The sequence below is a fragment of the Massilia atriviolacea genome, assembly GCF_003953935.1.
In the GTDB taxonomy this organism is placed as follows: Bacteria; Pseudomonadota; Gammaproteobacteria; order Burkholderiales; family Burkholderiaceae_D; genus Telluria_A; species Telluria_A atriviolacea.
This window is the reverse complement of record NZ_RXLQ01000013.1, coordinates 35,890-57,925: the sequence shown is the minus strand read 5'-3', so window position 1 is coordinate 57,925 and position 22,036 is coordinate 35,890. Positions and strand designations below refer to the sequence as shown.

General features: G+C 66.0%; 17 protein-coding genes. 8 read left to right on the top strand and 9 right to left on the bottom strand.

Annotated features, from left to right (window positions below; all coding sequences use genetic code 11):
• Position 1 precedes the first annotated feature (1 nt).
• The 6 genes from paaH to paaZ are packed head-to-tail and all read left to right on the top strand — an operon-like array spanning position 2 to position 7,332.
• Complete coding sequence (paaH, locus tag EJB06_RS22445) at positions 2–1,585, top strand: 3-hydroxyacyl-CoA dehydrogenase PaaH (RefSeq protein ID WP_126076253.1); 1,584 nt, start codon at positions 2–4, stop codon at positions 1,583–1,585.
• Between the two features lie 3 nt (positions 1,586–1,588).
• Positions 1,589–2,065, top strand: a complete 477-nt coding sequence (gene paaI, locus EJB06_RS22440) for a hydroxyphenylacetyl-CoA thioesterase PaaI (protein ID WP_126076252.1) — start codon at positions 1,589–1,591, stop codon at positions 2,063–2,065.
• 21 nt (positions 2,066–2,086) lie between these two features.
• Positions 2,087–3,403 (top strand): phenylacetate--CoA ligase PaaK, encoded by a 1,317-nt coding sequence (gene paaK, locus EJB06_RS22435; protein ID WP_126076251.1) that lies wholly within the window; start codon positions 2,087–2,089, stop codon positions 3,401–3,403.
• 22 nt (positions 3,404–3,425) lie between these two features.
• Positions 3,426–4,631 (top strand): 3-oxoadipyl-CoA thiolase, encoded by a 1,206-nt coding sequence (gene pcaF / locus EJB06_RS22430; protein ID WP_126076385.1) that lies wholly within the window; start codon positions 3,426–3,428, stop codon positions 4,629–4,631.
• A 10-nt stretch (positions 4,632–4,641) separates the two neighbouring features.
• Positions 4,642–5,238 (top strand): phenylacetic acid degradation protein PaaY, encoded by a 597-nt coding sequence (gene paaY / locus EJB06_RS22425; RefSeq protein WP_126076250.1) that lies wholly within the window; start codon positions 4,642–4,644, stop codon positions 5,236–5,238.
• Between the two features lie 42 nt (positions 5,239–5,280).
• Positions 5,281–7,332 carry a phenylacetic acid degradation bifunctional protein PaaZ gene (gene paaZ / locus EJB06_RS22420; protein ID WP_126076249.1) on the top strand — a complete coding sequence of 684 codons (2,052 nt, stop codon included), beginning with the start codon at positions 5,281–5,283 and terminating at the stop codon, positions 7,330–7,332.
• Positions 7,333–7,460: 128 nt separating this feature from the next.
• On the opposite strand, the gene EJB06_RS22415 is transcribed toward paaZ, so the two are convergent.
• The 6 genes from EJB06_RS22415 to argH all read right to left on the bottom strand — a co-directional run bounded on the left by EJB06_RS22415 (position 7,461) and on the right by argH (position 16,311).
• Positions 7,461–8,861 carry a DUF1501 domain-containing protein gene (locus EJB06_RS22415; RefSeq protein ID WP_126076248.1) on the bottom strand — a complete coding sequence of 467 codons (1,401 nt, stop codon included), beginning with the start codon at positions 8,859–8,861 and terminating at the stop codon, positions 7,461–7,463.
• A 9-nt stretch (positions 8,862–8,870) separates the two neighbouring features.
• Complete coding sequence (locus EJB06_RS22410; protein ID WP_229427224.1) at positions 8,871–11,036, bottom strand: DUF1800 domain-containing protein; 2,166 nt, start codon at positions 11,034–11,036, stop codon at positions 8,871–8,873.
• A gap of 226 nt (positions 11,037–11,262) precedes the next feature.
• Positions 11,263–12,486, bottom strand: coding sequence for a M24 family metallopeptidase (locus tag EJB06_RS22405; protein WP_126076383.1), 1,224 nt, complete (start codon positions 12,484–12,486; stop codon positions 11,263–11,265).
• Between the two features lie 5 nt (positions 12,487–12,491).
• Positions 12,492–14,180, bottom strand: coding sequence for a TRAP transporter large permease (locus EJB06_RS22400; protein WP_126076247.1), 1,689 nt, complete (start codon positions 14,178–14,180; stop codon positions 12,492–12,494).
• Between the two features lie 35 nt (positions 14,181–14,215).
• Complete coding sequence (locus EJB06_RS22395; protein WP_126076246.1) at positions 14,216–14,800, bottom strand: TRAP transporter small permease subunit; 585 nt, start codon at positions 14,798–14,800, stop codon at positions 14,216–14,218.
• Between the two features lie 113 nt (positions 14,801–14,913).
• Positions 14,914–16,311 carry an argininosuccinate lyase gene (gene argH / locus EJB06_RS22390; RefSeq protein WP_126076245.1) on the bottom strand — a complete coding sequence of 466 codons (1,398 nt, stop codon included), beginning with the start codon at positions 16,309–16,311 and terminating at the stop codon, positions 14,914–14,916.
• Positions 16,312–16,468: 157 nt separating this feature from the next.
• On the opposite strand from argH, the gene EJB06_RS22385 reads away from it, so the two are divergent.
• Entirely contained in the window at positions 16,469–16,894 is a 426-nt protein-coding gene (locus tag EJB06_RS22385; RefSeq protein WP_126076244.1) for a GNAT family N-acetyltransferase, read from the top strand.
• 53 nt (positions 16,895–16,947) lie between these two features.
• On the opposite strand, the gene EJB06_RS22380 is transcribed toward EJB06_RS22385, so the two are convergent.
• On the bottom strand, positions 16,948–18,333 hold the full coding sequence (locus EJB06_RS22380) for a YfcC family protein (RefSeq protein WP_126076243.1): 1,386 nt from the start codon (positions 18,331–18,333) through the stop codon (positions 16,948–16,950).
• A complete protein-coding gene (locus EJB06_RS22375) occupies positions 18,330–19,448 on the bottom strand; it encodes a succinylglutamate desuccinylase/aspartoacylase family protein (protein ID WP_126076242.1) in 1,119 nt (372 codons plus the stop codon). Before EJB06_RS22375 ends, EJB06_RS22380 begins: the two co-directional genes overlap by 4 nt.
• Before the next feature lie 107 nt (positions 19,449–19,555).
• On the opposite strand from EJB06_RS22375, the gene EJB06_RS22370 reads away from it, so the two are divergent.
• Positions 19,556–20,884: a cyanophycinase gene (locus EJB06_RS22370; protein WP_229427223.1), complete on the top strand. Its 1,329-nt coding sequence runs from the start codon at positions 19,556–19,558 to the stop codon at positions 20,882–20,884.
• Positions 20,885–20,887: 3 nt separating this feature from the next.
• Here the strand turns inward: EJB06_RS22370 and EJB06_RS22365 are convergent, their stop codons facing one another.
• Positions 20,888–22,033 (bottom strand): acetyltransferase domain-containing protein, encoded by a 1,146-nt coding sequence (locus tag EJB06_RS22365; RefSeq protein ID WP_126076241.1) that lies wholly within the window; start codon positions 22,031–22,033, stop codon positions 20,888–20,890.
• Between the last annotated feature and the right edge of the window lie 3 nt (positions 22,034–22,036).

Here is a 22,036-nt window from a genome sequence, read left to right as displayed (position 1 = left end):
CATGGCAGCACTGGAACAAGGCAGCATCGTCGCCGTCATCGGCAGTGGCGCCATGGGGGCCGGCATCGCCCAGGTGGCGGCCGCCGCCGGCTACCCGGTCAAGCTGTTCGACACCCGCCCCGGCGCGGTCGACAAGGCGATTGCCGATATCGGCAAGGTGTACGCCACGCTGGTCGACAAAGGCCGCATGAGCGGCGAGGCGGCGATCGCCGCGCGTGCACGCCTGCACAGCGTGGCGAGCCTGAAGGAAGTGATCGACGCCGCCCTGGTGGTCGAAGCCATCGTCGAAAACCTGGATGTGAAGCGCATGCTGTTCGCGGACCTGGAAAATGTGGTCGGCGACGACTGCATCCTGGCGACGAATACCTCGTCGATCTCGGTCACGGCGATTGCCGCGCCGCTGCGCCGCCCGCAACGCCTGGTCGGCATGCACTTCTTCAATCCCGTGCCGCTGATGGCGCTGGTGGAAGTGATCAGCGGGCTGGCCACCGATGCGGCGGTCGCCGAGACGGTGTACGCCACCGCGGCCGCATGGGGCAAGAACCCGGTGCACGCCAGATCGACGCCCGGCTTCATCGTCAACCGCGTGGCGCGCCCGTTCTACGCCGAAGGCCTGCGCCTGCTGCAGGAGCAGGCGGCCGATGCCGCCACGCTGGACGCGGTGATGCGCGACTGCGGCGGTTTTCGCATGGGGCCTTTCGAGCTGATGGACCTGATCGGCCACGACGTCAATTTCTCGGTCACGCAATCGGTGTTCAACGCCTACTTCGGCGACCCGCGCTTTAGCCCGTCGGTGCTGCAGCAGGAGATGGTCAATGCCGGCTTTTTCGGACGCAAATCGGGACGCGGCTTTTACCGCTACGGCGAGGGCGCGGCCAAGGCAGCGGCCAGCGAAGAAGCGGCGCAGGCGCGGCCGGAGGTGGTGAGCATCAGCATCGATGCCGACCTCGCCAACATCGCCAATATCGCCGGCAGCGCCGACATCGCCGGCAGCGTCGTGCAGCCGCTGGAACAGCGCCTGGCCGCCGCCGGTTTCACGGTCGGGCACCGCAAGCCGCTCGAGCATGCCGGCGAAAGCGAAGCGCCGGCCTTCCACTGCAACGGCGCCGCCATCTTCCTTACCGACGGGCGCAGCGCCACCGAGCGCGCGCATGCCAATCGCCATCCCGACACGGTGCTGTTCGACCTCGCGCTGGACTACGGCAAGGCCACCCGCATCGCGCTGGCGCGCGCCGACCAGTGCGGCGACGCGGCGTGGAACGCGGCGGTCGGCCTGTTCCAGGCGGCCGGCTTCGTCGTCACGCGCCTGGACGACGTGCCGGGCATGGCGGTCATGCGCACCGTCGCCATGCTGGCCAACGAAGCGGCCGACGCGGTGAACCAGGGCGTGTGCACCGCCCCGGCGGTCGACATCGCGATGCAAAAGGGCGTGAACTACCCGCGCGGGCCGCTGGCCTGGGCCAATGCGGCCGGCATCGGCCACATCGTGACGGTACTGGCCAACCTGGCCGCCACCTATGGCGAAGACCGCTACCGCGTCTCGCCGCTGCTGCGCCGCAAACTCGCCAATGGAAGCGCCTTCTGACCCATGCATATCGATCCTCACGCGCCTGATCCTCAGGCCCTGGCCGAACTGGCCGGCAAAACCATGTTCGAGCGCGATCCGGCCAGCCAGGCGCTCGGCATGCTGCTCGCCGAGATCCGCCCCGGCTACGCGCGCATGACCATGCCGGTGCGGGGCGACATGCTCAACGGCCACCAGACCTGCCACGGCGGCTACATCTTCATGCTGGCCGACAGCGCCTTCGCCTTTGCCTGCAATTCGCACAACCTCAATACCGTGGGCGCGGGCTGCACCATCGATTACCTGGCGCCGGGTCGCGAGGGCGACCTCCTGACGGCAACGGCGCTCGAGCAGGCGCTGTCGGGTAAAACCGGCGTCTACGACATCACCGTCACCAACCAGGATGGCCGCATGGTCGCCCTGTTCCGGGGCAAATCGCATCGCGTGGCGGGCAACGTGGCAGAACTGCCGCTCATGTCTTCACTGCCGCACCTGCCTTAACTGCAGCAAAAGGAGAACACCATGGTCCAACGCACGCCGGCTCCCGCAGACCTGGAGCCGATCGAACGCGCCAGCCGCGACGAACTGCAAGCCTTGCAGCTCGAACGCATGCAATGGTCGCTGAAACACGCCTACGACAACGTGCCGCACTACCGCGCCGCGTTCGACGCCGCCGGCGTGCATCCGGACGACCTGCGCACCCTGGCGGACCTGGCCAAGTTCCCGTTCACGGACAAGAAGACCCTGCGCGATCACTATCCCTTCGGCCTGTTCGCGGTCCCGCGCGAGAAGGTGGTGCGCATCCACGCCTCGTCCGGCACCACCGGCAAGGCCACCGTGGTCGGCTACACGCGGAACGACATCGATACCTGGGCGGGCGTGGTGGCGCGCTCGATCCGCGCCGCCGGCGGGCGCGCCGGCGACATGGTGCACGTCTCGTACGGCTACGGCCTGTTCACCGGCGGCCTGGGCGCCCATTACGGCGCCGAGCGCCTGGGCTGCACCGTGATCCCCATGTCCGGCGGGCAGACCGAAAAGCAGGTGCAACTGATCTGCGACTTCAAGCCCGAGATCATCATGGTCACGCCCTCGTACATGCTCAACATCATCGAGGAATTCACGCGCCAGGGGCTCGATGCGGCGGCGTCCTCGCTCAAGGTCGGCATCTTCGGCGCCGAGCCGTGGAGCGACGGCATGCGCAGCGAAATCGAACAGCGCGCCGGCATCGACGCGGTCGACATCTACGGCCTGTCCGAAGTGATGGGGCCGGGCGTGGCCAGCGAGTGCATCGAGAGCAAGGACGGCCCGGTGGTGTGGGAAGACCATTTCTACCCCGAGGTGATCGATCCGGACACCGGCGAAGTACTGCCCGACGGTGCGGAGGGCGAGCTGGTATTCACCTCCCTGACCAAGGAAGCGCTGCCGGTCATCCGCTACCGCACGCGCGACCTGACGCGCCTTTTGCCGCCGACCTCGCGCGCGATGCGCCGCATGGGGAGAATCAACGGCCGATCCGACGACATGCTCATCATCCGCGGGGTGAACGTGTTCCCCAGCCAGATCGAGGAACTGATCCTGCAGATGCCGCTGCTGGCGCCCCACTACCAGCTGGTGGTCTCGCGCGACGGCCACCTGGACAAGCTCGATGTGGTGGCCGAACTGCGCGACGGCTCGCAATCCCAGGAGGGCGTGACGGCCCTGGCGCGCGACCTCGAACACCGCATCAAGACCTACGTGGGCGTGACCACGCGCGTGAAGCTGCTGCCGGCCAACGGCATCGAGCGCACCCTGACCGGCAAGGCCCGGCGCGTGATCGACCAGCGTCCCAAACCGAACTAACCCAGGAGCACCCGTGAACACACTGACCGACGCCTTTATCTGCGACGCCATCCGCACCCCGTTCGGCCGCTACGGCGGATCGCTCTCCGGCGTGCGCGCCGACGACCTGGCGGCGCTGCCGATCGCCGCCCTCATGGCGCGCAATCCCGGCGTGGACTGGAGCGCCGTGGACGACCTTTACTTCGGCTGCGCCAACCAGGCCGGCGAAGACAACCGCAATGTCGCCCGCATGGCGGCCTTGCTGGCCGGCCTGCCGCCGGAAGTCCCGGCCAGCACCATCAACCGCCTGTGCGGCTCCAGCCTGGACGCCGTCGGCGTTGCCGCGCGCGCCATCAAGGCCGGCGAGGCGAACCTGATCGTCGCCGGCGGCGTGGAAAGCATGACGCGCGCGCCGTTCGTGATGGGCAAGGCCGACAGCGCTTTCTCGCGCGCCGCCAAGATCGAAGACACGACCATGGGCTGGCGCTTCGTCAACCCGCTCATGAAGGCAAACTACGGCATCGACTCGATGCCCGAAACGGCCGAAAACGTGGCGAAGGAATTCAACATCGACCGCGCCGACCAGGATGCATTCGCCCTGCGCAGCCAGCAGCGCTGGGCCGCCGCCCATGCGGCCGGCGTGTTCAGGGACGAAATCGTCCCCGTGGCCATCCCGCAGAAAAAGGGCGAGGCGCGCGTGTTCGACACCGACGAGCATCCGCGTCCCGACACCAGCATCGAGATGCTGGCCAAGCTGAAAGGCGTGGTCACCCCAGGCGGCACCGTCACCGCCGGTAACGCGTCGGGCATCAACGACGGCGCCTGCGCGATCCTGATCGCATCAGGCAGTGCCGCCGGGCGCTTCGGCCTCACGCCGCGCGCGCGCATCGTCGGCATGGCCATGGCCGGCCTGGCGCCGCGCATCATGGGCTTCGGCCCGTCGCCGGCGACCAGAAAGGTGCTGGCGATGACGGGCCTGTCGATCGGCCAGATGGACGTGATCGAGTTGAACGAAGCCTTTGCCGCGCAGGGCCTGGCGGTCACGCGCGACCTCGGCCTGGCGGACGATGCCGCCCACGTCAACCCGAACGGCGGCGCCATCGCCATCGGCCACCCGCTCGGCGCGTCCGGCGCGCGCCTGGTGCTGGCGGCCGTCAACCAGCTGCACCGCACGGGCGGGCGATACGCGCTGTGCACCATGTGCATCGGCGTCGGCCAGGGCATTGCCCTGATCGTCGAAAAAGTATAAGGTGCGCGCCATGGTCAAGGTCTACGCCATCGATGGCGTCACCCCCGTGGTCCATCCGAGCGCCTACGTGCATCCGAGCGCGGTGCTGATCGGCGACGTGATCGTCGGCCCGCGCTGCTACGTCGGTCCGCTGGCCTCGATGCGCGGCGACTTCGGCCGCCTGATCCTGGAAGAAGGCGCCAACCTGCAGGACACCTGCGTCATGCACGGCTTTCCCGGCGAAGACACGGTGGTCGAAGCCGATGGCCACATCGGCCACGGCGCCGTGCTGCACGGCTGCCGCATCAAGCGCAACGCCATGATCGGCATGAACGCGGTCGTGATGGACCGCGCCGTGGTGGGCGAGGACGCGATCGTGGCCGCCATGAGTTTCGTCAAGGCCGGCATGGTGATCCCGCCGCGCAGCATGGTGATGGGCACGCCGGCGCGCGTGATGCGCGAACTGACGGACAAGGAAGTCAACTGGAAGAGCTTCGGCACCAAGCAGTACCACGAGCTGGCGGTGCGCTCGCTGCAAACCATGCGCGAAGTCGAGGCCTTGAGCGAAGTGGAGCCGGACCGCGCACGCATCGATTTCGGCCCCGCGATGCACGCGCCCAAAGAATAGAACAGAGCAGAACAGAACAGAACAGAGAACGAGGAGAACACCATGCAAACCATATCGACCCTGCAAAGCCTGATCGGCGGGCGCTGGCTCGGCGCCGAAGCCTCGGTGCCGCTGCACAGCGCACTCGATAACAGCCTGATTTACCACACCCACGCCGAAAAGATCGACTTCGACGAAGCGGTCACCTACGCGCGCGGCACCGGCGTGCCGGCCCTGATGTCGCTCGACTTCCAGAAGCGCGCGGCCTGCCTCAAGGCGCTGGCCCTGTACCTGATGGAGCGCAAGGAAGAGCTGTACGCGATCTCGCACCTGACCGGCGCGACCCGCCCGGACAGCTGGGTCGATATCGAAGGCGGCATCGGCACCCTGTTCGCCTACGCCAGCATGGGCAGCCGCGAACTCCCGTCGAGCAATGTGCTGCACGAAGGCCCGGCGCTCGCGCTGGGCAAGAACGGTGGCTTTGCCGGCACCCACATCCTGGTGCCGCGCGGCGGGCTGGCGGTGCACATCAACGCCTTCAACTTCCCGATCTGGGGCCTGCTCGAAAAATTCGCGCCGAGCTTCCTGGCGGCGATGCCGTGCATCGGCAAACCTGCCACCGCCACCAGCTACCTGACCGAAGCGGTGGTGCGCATGATGCACGATTCCGGCCTGCTGCCGGCCGGCGCGCTGCAGCTGGTCATCGGCGGCACCGGCGACCTGCTCGACCGCCTGAGCGGCGCCGACGTGGTCACCTTTACCGGTTCGGCCGATACCGCCGCCAGGCTGCGCGTGAACAAGAACCTGATCGCGCATTCGGTGCCGTTTACCGCCGAAGCCGATTCGCTCAACTGCGCCATCCTGGGTCCGGACGTGACGCCCGACGATGTGGAGTTCGACCTGTTCGTCAAGGAAGTCGCGCGCGAGATGACCGGCAAGGCCGGCCAGAAGTGCACCGCGATCCGCCGCATCATCGTGCCCAGGCAGCACGTCGAAGCGGTCGGCGAGCGCCTGCGCGAACGGCTGGCGAAGATCGTCGTGGGCGACCCCTCGGTCAAGGAAGTGCGCATGGGCGCACTGGCGTCTATGGACCAGCAGCGCGACGTCGGCGAGCGGGTCGAGATGCTCGCGCGCGGTAACGAGATCCTGTTCGGCGCCAAGGACGGTTTCAATCCGGTGGGCGAGGGCGCGGTCAACGGCGCCTTCTTCTCGCCGACCCTGCTGCTGTGCCGCGACGGCATGCGCAACGACGCCGTGCACGATATCGAAGCCTTCGGCCCGGTCAGCACGATGATGACCTATTCCGACCTGGACGAAGCGCTGGCGCTGGCCGCGCGCGGCAAGGGGAGCCTGGTCAGCACCCTGGTGACCAAGGACACGGCGATCGCGGCGCGCGCGGTGCCGGTGGCGGCGGCCTCGCACGGGCGCGTGCTGGTGCTCGAGCGCGAAGCGGCGGTCGATTCGACCGGCCACGGCTCGCCCCTGCCGCAGTTGAAGCACGGCGGTCCGGGACGCGCCGGCGGCGGCGAGGAGCTGGGCGGCATCCGCGCGGTGCGCCACTTCCTGCAGCGCGCCGCGGTACAGGGTTCGCCGACCATGCTGGCGGCGATCACCGGCGAATACGTGCGCGGCGCGGCGGTGCGCGAGAGCGACGTGCACCCGTTCCGCAAGTATTTCGAGGAACTCCAGATGGGCGACTCGCTGCTCACGCACCGGCGCACGGTGAGCGAGGCCGATATCGTCAACTTCGGCGGCATCTCGGGCGACTATTTCTACATGCACTTCGACGAGATCGCGGCCAGGGATTCGCAGTTCGGCAAGCGCATCGCGCACGGTTACTTTGTGCTGTCGGCGGCGGCTGGCCTGTTCGTGTCGCCGGCGCCGGGACCGGTGCTGGCCAACTACGGGCTGGATAACCTGCGCTTCATTACCCCGGTGGCGATCGGCGACACCATCCGCGCGCGCCTGACCTGCAAGCGCAAGGTCGACCGCAACCGCACCGACGACAAGGGCGTCGGGCAGGGCGTGGTGGCGTGGGATGTGCAGGTCACCAACCAGCACGACGAGCTGGTGGCCAGTTACGATATTCTGACGCTGGTGATGAAGAAGGGGTAAGCGGAGCCGATACCTTCGAAGCCGTCATTCCCGCTTGGGTCGGTTCATTAAGCGGGAATGAGGGAGCATGGACGGCGCACAGGTCAGCGGCGCAAGCGCGCGCCGTTCTCGTCCGTTTTTCTGAACGATTACACAAACCCCATATTGCGCGTACTCGCGTTGTAATTGCCCAGGTTCGGCAGCAGCGCCAGCAACTCGCTGTTCGACACCCCCAGCCACGCGCCCATGGTGGCCGCGAACTGGTCGACCGAGGTGGTCGGCAGCAGGCGGCCCTGGCCGACGTCGTCCGGGCCGCCGTTGGCCACGATCGGCGCGGTGCCGTAAAAGCGCTTGCCCTTGACCGCCCCGCCCATCACGAAGTGCATGCTGCCCCAGCCATGATCCGAGCCGTCGGCGTTGCCCGCCATGGTGCGGCCGAAGTCCGAGGCCGTAAACGTGGTCACCTTCTCGGACACGCCCAACTCCACCGTGGCCGCGTAAAACGCCGCCATCGCGTCGCCCAGCCGGGTCATCAGGGTCGGATGGTTGGTCGCCATGCCGTCGTGATTGTCGAAGCCGCCCATCGAGACGAAAAACACTTGCCGCTTCGCGCCCAGGCTCGGACCGGCGGCGATCATGCGCGCCACCAGTTTCAACTGGTCGCCCAGGTTGTTCCCGGTCGGGAAAGGCGTACTCGGCGCCGGCGTCGAGCTCAAGGCCCCGGTCAGCACCTCGTTCGCTTCGATCGAGCGCTTGCTGATGCGGTTGTATTCGTTTTCCAGCATATTGCTGCGCTGCTGGGTCATCAGGGTGCGCAGCGCGGCCGAGGAGGTGGCCGAGCCGAACAGCGAATTCTTCAAACCCGCCAGCGGCACCGATCCATTGGTCGAGACCTGGTATTGCACCGCCGTATTGCCCGACAAGAACACCGCATTATTCGACACATTAATGCAGGTAAAGGTCGAGTTGATATTGCTCGACTGGAACAGGTCGCCGATGCGTCCGCCCCAGCCGGAGGTGGCGCCTTCCGGCGACGAGGACTGGAACACCGATTGCTGGTCGTTGTGCGAGAACAGTTTGGGCGGCAGGCGGCCGGTCTTCTGGGTGTACTGGAGCTTGGTGGTCGGCTGCACAAGGTTGCCCACGTTCAAGATCACGGCCAGCTTGCCGTCGTTAAACAGCGGCATCAGCCGCGCCAGGTTGGGCGCCAGCGCGTACTGGTGCTGGAAGCCGCCCGAGTCGAGCGGCACCACGGTCGGGTTCAGCGCGGTCGCGGCCAATGCGGCGCGGCTGTGCGCAAAATTCGGCCGGTACGACTGGTACAGCGCATGGTTGGTCGGATCGTAGGGGGTGACGGTGTTGGCGTAATCGTTGCCGCCGTACAGAAATACGCAGACCAGCGCCTTGTAGTCGGTAGCCGTGGCCGCGCTGGCCTCGGAGATGGCGGCAAGGTTGAGCGCCCACGGCGTGGCCACGCCGGCGACCGACAGGGCGGACGCGCGTTGCAGGAAGGCGCGGCGCGATGCATTGGTTCCATTTTTGTTGTGCATGGCTGCTTCCTATTTCTGGACGATGAATTCGGGTGAGGCGAGCACCAGCACCAGGGCGGCGTAGATGCGGTTCAGGCGGTGCGCTTCGGTGACTTTGGGCATGGAGTCGATCCCGCCCTTGATCAGGTTGACCGTCGCCGGCGCCAGCTGCCCGGCCGCCAGCACCAGGTTCAGTTCGTCCACCAGCTTGTCGGATGCCTCGGCCAGCGGCAGCAGGGCGCTGTAGTCGGCCTTGACATCGTTCACGCCCCGGCTGACCACGCCCTGCATGTAGTTCACATAGCCGACCACCGTCGATTCATTGGTGATCTGGAATTCCGGCGCCACCATGCGCGCAGTGGCGATCGCGCTGTTGGGCGGCACGTAGCCGGGGCGGAAGAAGTTGAAGACGGTGCCCGAGCGGCCCGGACTTTGCCCCAGGCGCGTGCCGGGATCGGAAGTGTTGCCGATACCCCAGGCGTCCGATGGCGAGTTGGCCTTGAAGGCGCGCGCCCATGCGGTAAACCGCAGCACCGGCTCGCGCAGCTTGCCGAAATTGGGATCGCTCAGGCGGCTGGCGTTGCGCGCCTCGTCGTCGAGCAGGATGGCGCTGACGACCTTGGCCAGGTTGCCCTTGACGCCTTTGCCATCGTTGTTGAAGACGGTGGCGACACGCGCCACGTAGGCGGGCGACGGGTTGCTCGTCACCAGGCGCTGGATCAGCTGGCGGCTGATGAACGGCGCCACGTTGGGATGGGCGAAGATGATGTCGAGCGCGCGCGTGACGCTGGTCAGGGCATCGGTGCCGGCAGGAATGGTGCTGTCGAGGAACTCCTTGGGGCCCGATTCGTGCCGGTTGCTCGACACGATCATCGGACGGCGCTTGTAGTCGGGCGTATTCATGTCGCCGCCGGCCAGGTCGTAGCCCCAGCCGGTGAACACGCGCGCCAGGCCGCTGATGTCGTCCAGGCCGTAGGTTTCCTGCTGCAGCCCGCTGCTGAGCTTGGGCGTGCCGTCGAGGTTCAGCTGGACCAGGCCGATGGTAAACAGCTGCATGACTTCGCGCGCGTAGTTTTCGTCGGGCAGGGCGCCGGTGGTCGGGTTGAGCTTGACGTTGCCGCGGTAGGTCAGGTATTCGCCCATCGGCGCGCTGAGCGAGACTTGCTGCAGCAGGCTGCGATAGTTGCCGAAAGCGTGGGACTCCAGCAAGTCCATGTGCGCGACGCCCGAAAAATTGCTCCAGCTGGCGCTAAAACCGGTAATCGACGCGACCACGATTTCGGACAGCGCCAGGGTGACGCGCTGGCGCAGGGTGTCGGGCGCGATGATCATCTTGCGCCAGAAAGCGGCGTCGTGGCCGTTTTCGGTGTTTTTCAGGTCGGACGTGTTGTAGCGCTTGCCGACCAGGTAGTCCCAGCGCGTCTCGCCGCGCGGCATGGCGATCTGTTCGGTAATCCAGCCGGCGTAGCCCAATTGCTGCACGCGGGCGATCTGGTCGCGCGTGGCGCCCATCGAGGCCTGCCCGAGGAAGCGCGAGGCTTCGGCGGGCGTGATTTTTGGGCCGACTGGCGTTGGCGTGGGGGTTGGGGTCGGCGTCGGCGTCGGCGTTGGCGTCGGAGTAGGCGTCGGAGTAGGCGTCGGCGTCGGCGCTGTCGGCGTTGGCGCTGTCGGCGTCGGCGCGGTCGGCGTCGGTGTCGGGACGGTCGGGGTCGGTGTCGGAGCTGTCGGGGTTGGCGTCGGCACGGTCGGCGTCGGACCCGTCTGGCCTGGCGTCGGTTTGACCGGGGTCGGCACAGGCGGCGTCGGAACGGGCGGCGTCGGCACCGGTGTCGGCACGGGAGTTGGCACCGGCGTTGGCACCGGCGTCGGCACCGGCGTTGGTACCACCGGCGTCGGCACCGGCGTCGGTACCACCGGTGTCGGCACGGGCGTCGGTACCACCGGCGTCGGCACCGGCGGGTTGGGCAGGATTACCGGCGGGGCCGCTACGCCACCGGCTGGAATCGCCGAGCCCTCGCTGCCGCCGCAGGCTGCCAGCACGGCGCTGGACAGGAGCGCGGTGGTCGCCGTGGCCAGCCGGACACCGGAAACGGATTCATCACCAGCAACATCGAGCTGGGCGGTTAGCATGGGTGCGTCGAGATCGACGCCAGCGTCATCCTCGACACCTGCGTCGAGTCGTTGTTGCTCTTGCATGTGATTTATCCCGGTATGTCCACGACCAGAGATAATAGGTGATTAGCGGAAACAAATAAACGTGATGTTTTGTTTATTTTGTAACAGAGGCGGGATTTTCTACTTGTTTGCAACACTGTTTCATGCGCTTGCATACAAAGGTGTTGGTATCTGGCCACCTTGTACGCGCAGGGATGTTATATAAATTGAATCATTGCGCGCCAGCCAGCCGGCGCGCCCGATGCATTTAGCGGCCCATGCCGAACGGATCGTCGATCGAATGTGCCGGTTCGGTGAACCACTTCGGTCCCGCCGCCGTCATGTAGAAGTGGTCTTCGTGGCGCACCCCGAATTCGCCCGGAATGCAGATCATCGGCTCGTTCGAAAAGCACATGCCCACGTCGAGCGGCGTGCTGTCGCTGCCGACCAGGTAAGGCCACTCGTGGATATCCATGCCGATCCCGTGGCCGGTGCGGTGCGGCAGGCCCGGCAGCTTGTAGCCGGGACCGAAGCCGTTCGCTTCGAGCGAGGCGCGCGCGGCGGCGTCCACCTCGCGGCACGGCACGCCCAGTTGCGCCGCCCCGAACGCGGCCAGCTGCGCCGCCTTCTCCGCATTCCACACGAAGCGCTGGCGCTCGCTGATCTCGCCGAACACATAGGTGCGCGTGATGTCCGAAATGTAGCCATGTACCTGGCAGCCGGTATCGATCAGGACCACGTCGCCGGACTGTAAGGTCTGCGCATAACTGACGCCGTGCGGATAGGCGGTCGCCTCGCCGAACAGCACGATGCAAAAATACGAACCCGGCGCGCCCACCTTGCGGTGCGCGCGCGCGATGAAGTCGCTCACCTCCACCGTGGTGATCCCTTCGTGCAGGATGCTGGCGGCGGCCTTGTGCACTTCCAGCGTCATGTCCTTGACGCGCTGCATGAGCGCGATCTCGGCGGGCGACTTGCGCGCGCGGCAGAAGGCGGTGACGCTCTTCGCGTTTTCCAGCGCGTAGCCGGCGGCCAGCGGGGCGATGCCGTCGGCGATGAAGAACGCGGCGCTTTCGCAGATGCCGATGCGCGGCGGGTGCGCCGCATCCGGGGCGATGCCCATGCGTCCCAGGACGTCGATGAACAGCTGGTAGGGGCTCTCGTGCTCCTCCCAGCAGTTGACCTTGCCCTTGACCAGCATGAAGTCGGTCAGCGAGCCTTCTTCGAACACGGGTGCGATGTATTCGAGCGCGCCCACGGCCGGCAGGATGGCGCCGACCATGCGTTCGCTGGCGTACCACTTGGTGCCGGTGAAGTAGCGCATATTCGTGCCGGCATTGAGGAACACCGCGCCGATGCCCTGCTCGACCATGTAGGCCTGGGCGCGGGCGATGCGCTGTTCGTGTTCTTCCTTGCCGATCGGGACCATCCCGCCGCTCATGTCGGACAGGCCGGCCAGCGCCTCGTCCATGCTCTTGCCGCCAATGTTCATTGCGCTCATTTCTTTTTCGGATCCGTTTCGGTGTCTGTCGAGAAGTTCAGCTCCGGCGTGCTGTCTTCATCTTTTTTGTCGGCGTCGCCGGACGGCAGTTGCAGCGATTCGGTGTCGGCGGCCGGGGCATCGATCTTCAGTTCGATCTGTTCGTCCATGTCGACCTTTTTCTCGACCGAGACCAGGTGCGGGAAGGCGATGATCAGGCAGACCATGATCACCTGGATCACCACGAACGGGATCGCGCCCCAGTAAATGTCGGACGTCTTGACCTCTTTCGGGGCCACCGACCGTAAATAGAACAGCGCGAAGCCGAACGGCGGATGCATGAAGGAGGTCTGCATGTTCACCCCCAGCAGCACGCCGAACCAGACCAGGTCGATCCCCAGCTTGTTGGCCACCGGACCGACCAGCGGCACCAGGATGAAGGCCAGCTCGAAGAAGTCGAGGAAGAAGGCCAGCACGAAGAACATGATGTTGACCACGATCAGGAAGCCCGTCACCCCGCCCGGCAGGCCGGTCAGCAGGTGCTCGACCCACAGGTCGCCGTCCACGCCGCGGAACACCAGCGCAAACACGGTCGAGCCGATCAGGATGAACATGACGAAGCATGACAGGCGCGTGGTCGAATTCATCGCCTGCTTGAGCAGGCTCCAGGACAGGCGGCCATTGAGCATGGCCAGCAGGATCGCGCCCAGCGCGCCCATGCCGCCGCCTTCGGTCGGGGTGGCGATGCCCACAAAAATCGTGCCCAGCACCAGGAAGATCAGTGCCAGCGGCGGCACCAGCACGAACACCACTTTTTCGGCCATGCGCGAGAGCAGGCCGAGTTTGAGCTTGCGGTTGGCCAGCGCGAACAGGAAGGCCAGCGCGATGCCGACCGAGGCCGCGTAGATTCCCAGTTCGTCCTTGCCCAGTTGCGGGTGGCTGGCGCCCCAGGCCAGGTTGAAGCCATACGCCACCACGATCGTGCCGGCGACCAGTGCCAGCAGCGACAGCACGCCGCTGTCGCCATTCGGCTCGCGCAGGTTGCGCGCTTCGAGCGGCAGCGCCGGCACATGGTGCGGCTTGAAGATCGACAGCGCCAGCACGTAGCCGGCGTACATCGCGGTGAGCATCAGGCCCGGCACGAAGGCGGCCTTGTACATGTCGCCCACCGATTTGCCCAGCTGGTCGGCCATCACGATCAGCACCAGCGAGGGCGGGATGATCTGGGCCAGGGTGCCGGAAGCGGCGATCACGCCGGACGCCAGGCGCTTGTCGTAACCGTAGCGCAGCATCACCGGCAGCGAAATGAGGCCCATCGAAATGACCGACGCCGCCACCACGCCGGTGGTCGCGGCCAGCAGCGCGCCGACGAAGATGACCGCATACGCCACGCCGCCGCGGATCGGCCCGAACAACTGGCCGATGGTGTCGAGCAGGTCCTCCGCCATGCCCGACCTTTCCAGGATCAATCCCATGAAGGTGAAGAAGGGAATCGCCAGCAGCGTGTCGCTGGCCATGATGCCGAAGATCCGGTTGGGCAGCGCCTGCAGCAGTTCGGGCTTGAGCAAACCGAGCTCGATGCCGACCAGGCCGAAAAACAGGCCGTTGGCGGCCAGCGAGAATGCGACCGGAAAACCGGACAGCAAGAAGATGACCAGCGCCCCAAACATGATGGGCGCTATGTTGGCGATGATGAATTGTTCCATGTGTCCCTGACCGAAGTGGCTGTTTTTTTGACTGCTTAACCGATGTTGTTGGCCGCTTTGATCGCGTCGATTTCATCCTGCGGCGTGGTGACCTGCCTGGAGAACGAGCTGGCATCGATCTTACCGGCCAGGAAAGCGATGCGCTTGATGATTTCGGACAGGCCTTGCAGGATAATCAGCGCAAATGCCACCGGCACCATCAGCTTGGCCGGCCAGACGATCAGGCCGCCGGCATTGCTCGACATTTCGGCGCTGACGATCGACAGGTGGGCGAAGGGAATGCCGTACCACAGGATCAGCAGCGAAACGGGCATCAGGAACAGCAGGTAGCCGGCCAGGTCGATCCAGACCTGGGTGCGTTTCGAGAAGCGGCCGACGATGACGTCGATGCGCACATGCTCGTCGCGCTTGAGCGTGTAGGCCGAGGCCAGCATGAACATGGCCGCGTACAGGTACCACTGGATTTCGAGCCAGGCGTTGGAACTGACATGGAAGGCGTAGCGGATCAGGGCATTGACGGCGCAGATCAGGACTGCGGCCAGCAAGGCCCAGCTGACGGCGCTGGCGATCTTCTCGTTCATCGCGTCGATCGCGCGCGACAGCGGGATGAATAGTGACATGAGCATGGTGCTGGTATCTCCGGTAGTTTCAAACAATAAGTTCAAAAACAAGCACAGTCGCCGGCGTCTTGCGCGCCGGTCGGCTTAAATACAGGTCACTGAGGGTGGCGCGCCTACCCGGCCAGCTGGGCGCGCACGCGGGCGATGGCCGCGCGCACCTGGTTCGGCGCGGTGCCGCCCACGTGGTCGCGCGCCGCTACCGAGCCTTCCAGCGTCAGCACCGCGAACACGTCGTCGCCGATCAGGTCCGAAAACGCGCGCAGCTGGTCGAGCGACATCTGCGCCAGGTCGCATCGCAGGTCGTCGCAGGCGCGCACGGCGCGCGCCACGGCTTCGTGGGCGTCGCGGAACGGCAGGCCCTTCTTGACCAGGTAGTCGGCCAGGTCGGTCGCGGTGGCGTAGCCCTGCAGGGCGGCGGCGCGCATATTGTCCGGCTTGACCGTGATCCCGCCGGCCATGTCGGCGAAGATGCGCAGGGTGTCGACCAGGGTGTCGACGGTGTCGAACAGCGGCTCCTTGTCTTCCTGGTTGTCCTTGTTGTAGGCCAGCGGCTGGCCTTTCATCAGGGTCAGCAGGCTCATGACGTGGCCGTAGACACGGCCGGTCTTGCCGCGTGCCAGTTCGGGCACGTCCGGGTTTTTCTTTTGCGGCATGATCGACGAGCCGGTGCAGAAGCGGTCGGCGATGTCGATGAAGCCGACCCGTGGACTCATCCAGATCACCAGTTCTTCCGACATGCGCGAGATGTGCGTCATGACCAGGGCGCCGGCGGCGCAGAACTCGATCGCGAAATCGCGGTCCGAGACGGCGTCCAGCGAATTGTGGCAGACGTCGTCGAAGCCGAGCGTGCGGGCCACGCGTTCGCGGTCGATCGGGAAGGTGGTGCCGGCCAGCGCGGCGGCGCCCAGCGGCAGGCGGTTGACGCGCTTGCGCGCGTCCAGCATGCGTTCGACGTCGCGCCCGAACATCTCGACATAGGCCAGCATGTGGTGGCCGAAGGTGATCGGCTGGGCCACCTGCATGTGGGTGAAGCCCGGCATGATGGTGTCGGCGTTCTTTTCCGCCAGATCGAGCAGGGCGGCGCGCAGGCCGTTCAGCAGCACCACGATGTCGTCGATGGCGGCGCGCACGTACAGGCGGATGTCGGTGGCCACCTGGTCGTTGCGCGAGCGGCCCGTGTGCAGGCGCTTGCCGGCGTCGCCAACCAGTTCGGTCAGGCGCTTTTCGATATTCAGGTGGACGTCTTCCAGGTCGAGCAGCCATTCGAAGCTGCCGGCCTGGATTTCGCCCTTGATCTGGGCCATGCCGCGTTCGATCTCGGCGCGGTCTTCGGCACTGATGATCTGCTGGGCGGCCAGCATCTCGGCGTGCGCCAGCGAACCGGCGATGTCGAACAGGGCCAGGCGTTTATCGAAAAAGACGGAAGCGGTGTAGCGTTTGACGAGGTCGGAGACAGGTTCGGAGAAGCGAGCCGACCAGGCTTCGCCCTTTTTTGAAAGTTGTGCGGTCATGTGAAGAGTTCCTTTACGTTACCTGATTATAAACAAGGAAAGCAGGCTGCGGGCAATTCCTGTCGGGGGTTGCACGGGTGTTCCGAATTCGCGCGCGGGCCTTGCGCTGGCGGCGAACGAAGGTAGAATTGTTTCTTTTCACGGGATGCGTCCAGCCATGTCTAATTTACAGATCAGTACCGACCGCTCGCAGCTCGATATCCCGATGATCTACCGCTTCCTCAGCGAGCAGTCGACCTGGGCGGTGGGCATCTCGCGCCCGGTGGTGGAGCGCGCGATCGAGAATTCCCTGTGTTTCGGGGGGTATGTGGACGGCCGCCAGGTGGCGTTTGCGCGGGTGATTACCGATTTTGCGACTTTTGGTAATCTGGTGGATGTGTTTGTGATTCCCGAGTACCGCGGGCGCGGCTTCAGCAAGGAGCTGATGAAGGCGGTGCTGGCGCATCCGAGCCTGAAGGGGCTGCGCAGGTTCACGCTGGCCACGGGCGATGCGCATGGGCTGTATGCGCAGTTCGGGTTTACCGCGCCGCTGCGGCCGGAGTCGCTGATGGAGCGGTATTTTCCGAATATTTACTTGAGCTGAGCAGGCTACTATATGCAACACAGTCGTTCCCGCCTTGGCGGGAACGGCGGCGATTAGTTCCAATTCATCAGACACGGCGGAATCAGCAACAGCAGCGCCATCACAAAATACCCCAGCTGCAGCGGCACCATCCATTTGGCCCAGGTAATCCAGGGAATGCGCGCCAGTGCCAGCACCCCCACCGTCACGCCCGACGTCGGAATCATCGGCAAGGTCAGTTCGCCCAGCTGGAAGGCCAGCACCGCCGTCTGCCGCGAAATCCCCACCAGGTCCGCCAGCGGCGCCATGATCGGCATGGTCAGCGCGGCCTGCCCGGTCCCGGAGTGAATGAAGAAGTTAATCACCGTCTGGATGATGAACATCTTCTGCGCAGCGAAAATCGGGCTCGACGACTGCACCAGCGGCACCAGCGAGTGCAGCATGGTGTCGATGATCTTGGCATCCTGCGCCAGGATCATGGTCCCGCGCGCCAGCGCGATCACCAGCGCGGTCCCCACCAGGTCGCGCGCACCGTGCAGAAAGGCGGCCACGAAGGCGTCGCTGTCGAGCCGTCCGATGACGCCGACCACGATCGCCATCACCATGAACAGGGCGGCGATCTCGTTGATGTACCAGCCGTAGTGGATCACGCCGACCACCATGGCCGTCATGAAGCCGACGAACATCAGCAGCACGATGCCGTGGGTGCGCGTCATCCCGGCCAGGTCGTTCAGGGCGGCGCTGCTCTCCTTGCGCTTTTCGATGTCGAGCGCGTAGGAAGGGCTGCGGGTCGGATCCTTTTTGATGCGCGCCGCGTACCACATCAGGAAGGCGATGGTGATCGCGGTCGCGACGAACCAGACGATCAGGCGGTAGCCGATCCCCGAGAACATCTGGATCCCGGCGATCTTCTGCGCCACGCCGACATTGAAGGGATTGAGGAAGGCGGCCGCGAAGCCGACCTGCGCGCTCAGGAAGGGAATCGAGACGCCGATGATCGAGTCGTAGCCCAGCGCCAGCGCCAGCGGCACGAAAATGAGCACGAAGGGAATCGATTCCTCGCTCATGCCGAAGGTGGCGCCGCCCAGCGAGAAGATGGTCACGAACACCGGAATGAGCATCACCCGCACGAAGGCCGAGTCGGTGTGGGCGCGCGCCACGCTGCGGATCATGGCGTCGAGCGCCTCGGTCTTTTGCAGCACGGCGAAGGCGCCGCCGACGATCAGCACGAAGCCGATGATCTGGGCCGCCTCGACGAAGCCTTTGATCGGCGCCATCATCAGCGCCACGAAGCCCTGCGGATTGCTCTGCACGTACTGGAACGAGCCGGGATCGATGCGCGGCTTGCCGTCGACCATGACGGTGCCGTACTGGCCGCCCGGCACCAGCCAGGTGGCGGCGGCGATCATCGCCAGGATCAGGAACAGCAGGACGAAGGTATTGGGGATACGCAGTTTCATTGGCTGAGCAGCTTTCCGGCGCGGTAAGCCACTGGTCCTGCGATCTTGCCGACCGCCATGCCGCGCAGCAGATGGCGGTGCGCGGTGCGGGCGAAGAACACGCCGTCGACGCTGCAGCGCAGCGTGCTGGTGCGCCCGCTGACCGGGTCGACCAGGTCGGCGATGGCGTCGCCGGCCACCACCTTCTCGCCCAGCTGCTTGAGGAAGACCAGCACGCCGGCGTGCGGCGCGGCGATCGGCTCCACGCCTTCGAGCGGCGTCGGTGCGCACAGGGGCGCGGGCAGGGCGGCCGGCGGCAGGTCGAGCACGCCGGCGTGCGCCAGGAACTGCAGCAGGGCCTGGGCATCGCCCCTGGCCAGGTCGTAGTTCACATCGCGCTCGCCGCGCAGCTCCACGGTGGTCGACAGGCAGGCCGCCGGGATCGGAACATCCGGGCCGAAGTGCGCCGCCAGGTCCCACCACAGGCGCGAACAGGCTTCGTCGAACGGTTCGCCGCCCGCTTCGAGGGCCAGCAGCACGCTGTGCGCCTGCATCAGCGCCGCCAGCGGCGCCACGGCGTCGGCCAGCGGCGTGCCTGCATAGATATGCAGCACCGCTTCGTTATCGCAGTGCAGGTCGAGCACGATGTCGGCGTCGATCGCCATGTGCAGCAGGATCTTCTTGAGCGCGTCGGCGTCGGTTTTCGGCTCCCAGGCGGCGACCGAGTCGCGCGCGTGGGCGCGGATCAGGGCCACGTTGGCGCCGGCATCGGGGCCGAGCAGGCCGTCGAGCGAGGTTTTCAGGTCTTCGGCCACGTGCTTGTAGGCGCGGTTGAAATTGGTCCCGGTCGACAGGTCGAAGCGGCCGAAGGGCGCGCCGTGGATGGCTTGCGACAGGCCGATCGGATTGGCGGCGGGGACCAGGACGATCTCGCCGCGGATCTTGCCGGCGGCGTCCAGCGCCTGCAATTCGGTGCGCAGGAACTGCGCCACCAGCATGGGCGGCACTTCGTCGGCGTGCAGCGCGGCCTGGATATACACCTTCTTGCCGGTGCCCGGCGCACCGAAGTGAAAGCTGGCCAGTTGCGAGGACATGCTGCTGTCCTCCAGGGAGATGCGGTGGGTGTTTGCTTGCATGATCAGGACCGTGAAATGAAGTCAGCCGGAAGTGTGGCATAAAAAACCACCGCCGCGCCCTGTCCATTTCTCGAATACGACATATTATTTCTGCGCGGGGTATTATCTTGCCTGCACATAATACCGGCTGCGCGCTGGCCCGTCCGCGCCTGCGCAGCCCGACCTACCGAATAAAGGAAGAACCACCGATGCTGAACCTGGCCCGCCGATATTTACAGTTCCTGTTGCTCGTCCTGCTGGCGGCGGGCCAGGCGCAGGCAGCGACAGCGGCCGCCCCCGCTCCCACGGTACCGCCGGGCGGTCCCAAAGGTTCGCTGGTGATCATCGGCGGCGCGCTGCGCGGCGAGAACGCGGCGGTCTGGAAGCGCATCGTCGAACTGGCCGGCGGCCCGGGGGCGCGCATCGCCGTCTTCGGCTCGGCCTCGGCCAGCCCGGACGTCGCCGGCAAGAACAATATCGAGGTGCTCAACTCCTACGGCGCCGACGCCTTTTTCGTGCCGGTGGCGGTCAAGCTGGAAGGCACCGACTACCGCGTCGCCGCCAACGACCAGGCGCTGGCCGACGCCGTGCGCCATGCCGACGGCGCCTATTTCGTCGGCGGCAACCAGGCCCGCATCACCGCGGCGCTGCGCAAAAAAGACGGCAGCAGCACGCGCGTGCTCGACGCGCTGTGGGCCATGTACCGCAACGGCGGCGTCATCGCCGGCACCAGCGCGGGCGCGGCGATCATGAGCGAGACCATGTTCTACGATGCCAGTTCGGTGCTGTCCACCCTCAAGCGCGGCGTGGCCGACGGCATGGAGCTGTCGCCGGGCCTGGGCTTCGTCGGCAAGGATGTTTTTGTGGACCAGCACCTGCTGGTGCGCGGGCGCTTCGGGCGCATGCTGCCGGCCATGCTGGCCAAGGGCTACAAGATGGGACTGGGGATCGACGAGAACACCTCGATGATCATCCACGGCAACCGCGATGTCGAGGTCCTCGGCTACAAGGGCGCGCTGCTGATCGACCTCAATGGCGCCACTTTCACGCCGGGCGACTTCAATGTGAGCAACGCCAGGCTCAGTTACCTCGACAACGGCGACCGCTTCAACCTGCAGAATGGCGTCTTTACGCCCTCGCGCGAAAAGCTGGCCAACAAGCTCGATCCGGCCAAGCCGTATTATCGCGGTCCGCTGTTCTTTGCCGATATCCTCGGTAACACGACGGTGGTGGACCTGATGCACCGCCTGATCGACAGCGACCAGGCCGACGCCATCGGCCTGACCCTGGGCAGCCCGCGCGACCTGCAGCCGGAACTCGGCTTCGAATTCCGCTTCAGCCGCACCAAGGAAAGCGTCGGCTACATGTCGGCCATTTCGGATACCTACTCGGTCTTCAATATCCGCCTCGACGTGCTGCCGATCCTGATCCGCCAGCCGCTGTACCAGTACAAGTAAACGCTACAGGTAGCGCACCCAGGCCCGGGTGCTGGCGCGCTTGTAGCGCCCGAACCAGCGGCACGGGTAGTACAGCGCCGCGATCACCGCGACAGACCACAGCCACACTTCGCCGATGCCGCCGGCCTGGTGCGCCTGTCCGTCCGCTACGGCGGACATCAGGCCGCGCAGCGCGAGCAGCAGGTACAGGTGCGCCAGGTAGTAGAACAGGGGCACCCCGCCGAAGGTCGCGCAAAAGGCCGCCACGCGCTCGTTGGCCGTTTCCATCGCCGCCAGCACGATCAGTCCCACGCCGATGGTCAGCAGGAGGAAGTTGAACGAGGGCGGATACTTGGTCAGGTTCAGGAACGACATGACCGTGTGCAGCAGGTCCGCCTGCACGGTCCACGGCAGCGTCTCGCCATAGATATTCAAGCCGCGCAGCAGCGCAAGCAGCGACAGGCAGGCCGCGCCGCCCAGCAGCAGGAGGCGGCGGCGCGCCCGCGGCTGCACTTTGCTGGAAAACAGCGGGCCGGCCGCGTAGCCGAGCAAAATCACGCCGATCCACGCCAGCAGCGGATAACTGATCTTCACGCGCACCGGGCCTTCGTCGAGCAGGAAGCCGCGCTGTTCCAGCACCGTCCAGGCGGCGTGCGCCAGGCTGCCCGGTTCCAGGCCGGGGAAGGACAGGGCGTTGTGGCCGGCCACGATCGCGCCGCCCAGCAGGGCCAGCCAGCGCAGCGGCAGCTTGTGCAGCAGGGCCAGCGCGATCATCGACAGGCCGATCACCCAGATCACCTGCAGGTACAGCACCGGCGGCGGAAAGCGTCCCGACCACGCAAAACTGACGAACACCAGTTCCAGCACGATCAAAAACAGGCCGCGCTTGAGCAGGAAGCCCTGCGGGCTGCGCGGACCGGACGGCGGATTGGCGTACAGCCAGGCCGACAGGCCGGTGAGGAACACGAACATCGGCGCGCAGAAGTGCGCCGCCACGCGGCTGAAGAACAGCGACGGCTCGGTCGTGGCCAGGTCCATCGGGTCGCTCACCTGGCGGTGCAAGAAGAAGGTTTCGCGCGCGTGGTCGAGCGTCATGATCAGGATGATCAGGCCGCGCATCGCGTCGATGGCGGCGATACGCTTGGCAGGCGAGGCGGTCAGGGCGGTCATGGC

Excerpts from the sequence above, each read along its gene's own strand:
- paaH (WP_126076253.1), top strand. The coding sequence starts at position 2 with ATGGCAGCACTGGAACAAGGCAGCATCGTCGCCGTCATCGGCAGTGGC.
- paaI (WP_126076252.1), top strand. The coding sequence starts at position 1,589 with ATGCATATCGATCCTCACGCGCCTGATCCTCAGGCCCTGGCCGAACTG.
- paaK (WP_126076251.1), top strand. The coding sequence starts at position 2,087 with ATGGTCCAACGCACGCCGGCTCCCGCAGACCTGGAGCCGATCGAACGC.
- paaY (WP_126076250.1), top strand. The coding sequence starts at position 4,642 with ATGGTCAAGGTCTACGCCATCGATGGCGTCACCCCCGTGGTCCATCCG.
- paaZ (WP_126076249.1), top strand. The coding sequence starts at position 5,281 with ATGCAAACCATATCGACCCTGCAAAGCCTGATCGGCGGGCGCTGGCTC.
- EJB06_RS22415 (WP_126076248.1), bottom strand. The coding sequence starts at position 8,861 with ATGCACAACAAAAATGGAACCAATGCATCGCGCCGCGCCTTCCTGCAA.
- EJB06_RS22410 (WP_229427224.1), bottom strand. The coding sequence starts at position 11,036 with ATGCAAGAGCAACAACGACTCGACGCAGGTGTCGAGGATGACGCTGGC.
- EJB06_RS22405 (WP_126076383.1), bottom strand. The coding sequence starts at position 12,486 with ATGAACATTGGCGGCAAGAGCATGGACGAGGCGCTGGCCGGCCTGTCC.
- EJB06_RS22400 (WP_126076247.1), bottom strand. The coding sequence starts at position 14,180 with ATGGAACAATTCATCATCGCCAACATAGCGCCCATCATGTTTGGGGCG.
- EJB06_RS22395 (WP_126076246.1), bottom strand. The coding sequence starts at position 14,800 with ATGTCACTATTCATCCCGCTGTCGCGCGCGATCGACGCGATGAACGAG.
- argH (WP_126076245.1), bottom strand. The coding sequence starts at position 16,311 with ATGACCGCACAACTTTCAAAAAAGGGCGAAGCCTGGTCGGCTCGCTTC.
- EJB06_RS22385 (WP_126076244.1), top strand. The coding sequence starts at position 16,469 with ATGTCTAATTTACAGATCAGTACCGACCGCTCGCAGCTCGATATCCCG.
- EJB06_RS22380 (WP_126076243.1), bottom strand. The coding sequence starts at position 18,333 with ATGAAACTGCGTATCCCCAATACCTTCGTCCTGCTGTTCCTGATCCTG.
- EJB06_RS22375 (WP_126076242.1), bottom strand. The coding sequence starts at position 19,448 with ATGCAAGCAAACACCCACCGCATCTCCCTGGAGGACAGCAGCATGTCC.
- EJB06_RS22365 (WP_126076241.1), bottom strand. The coding sequence starts at position 22,033 with ATGACCGCCCTGACCGCCTCGCCTGCCAAGCGTATCGCCGCCATCGAC.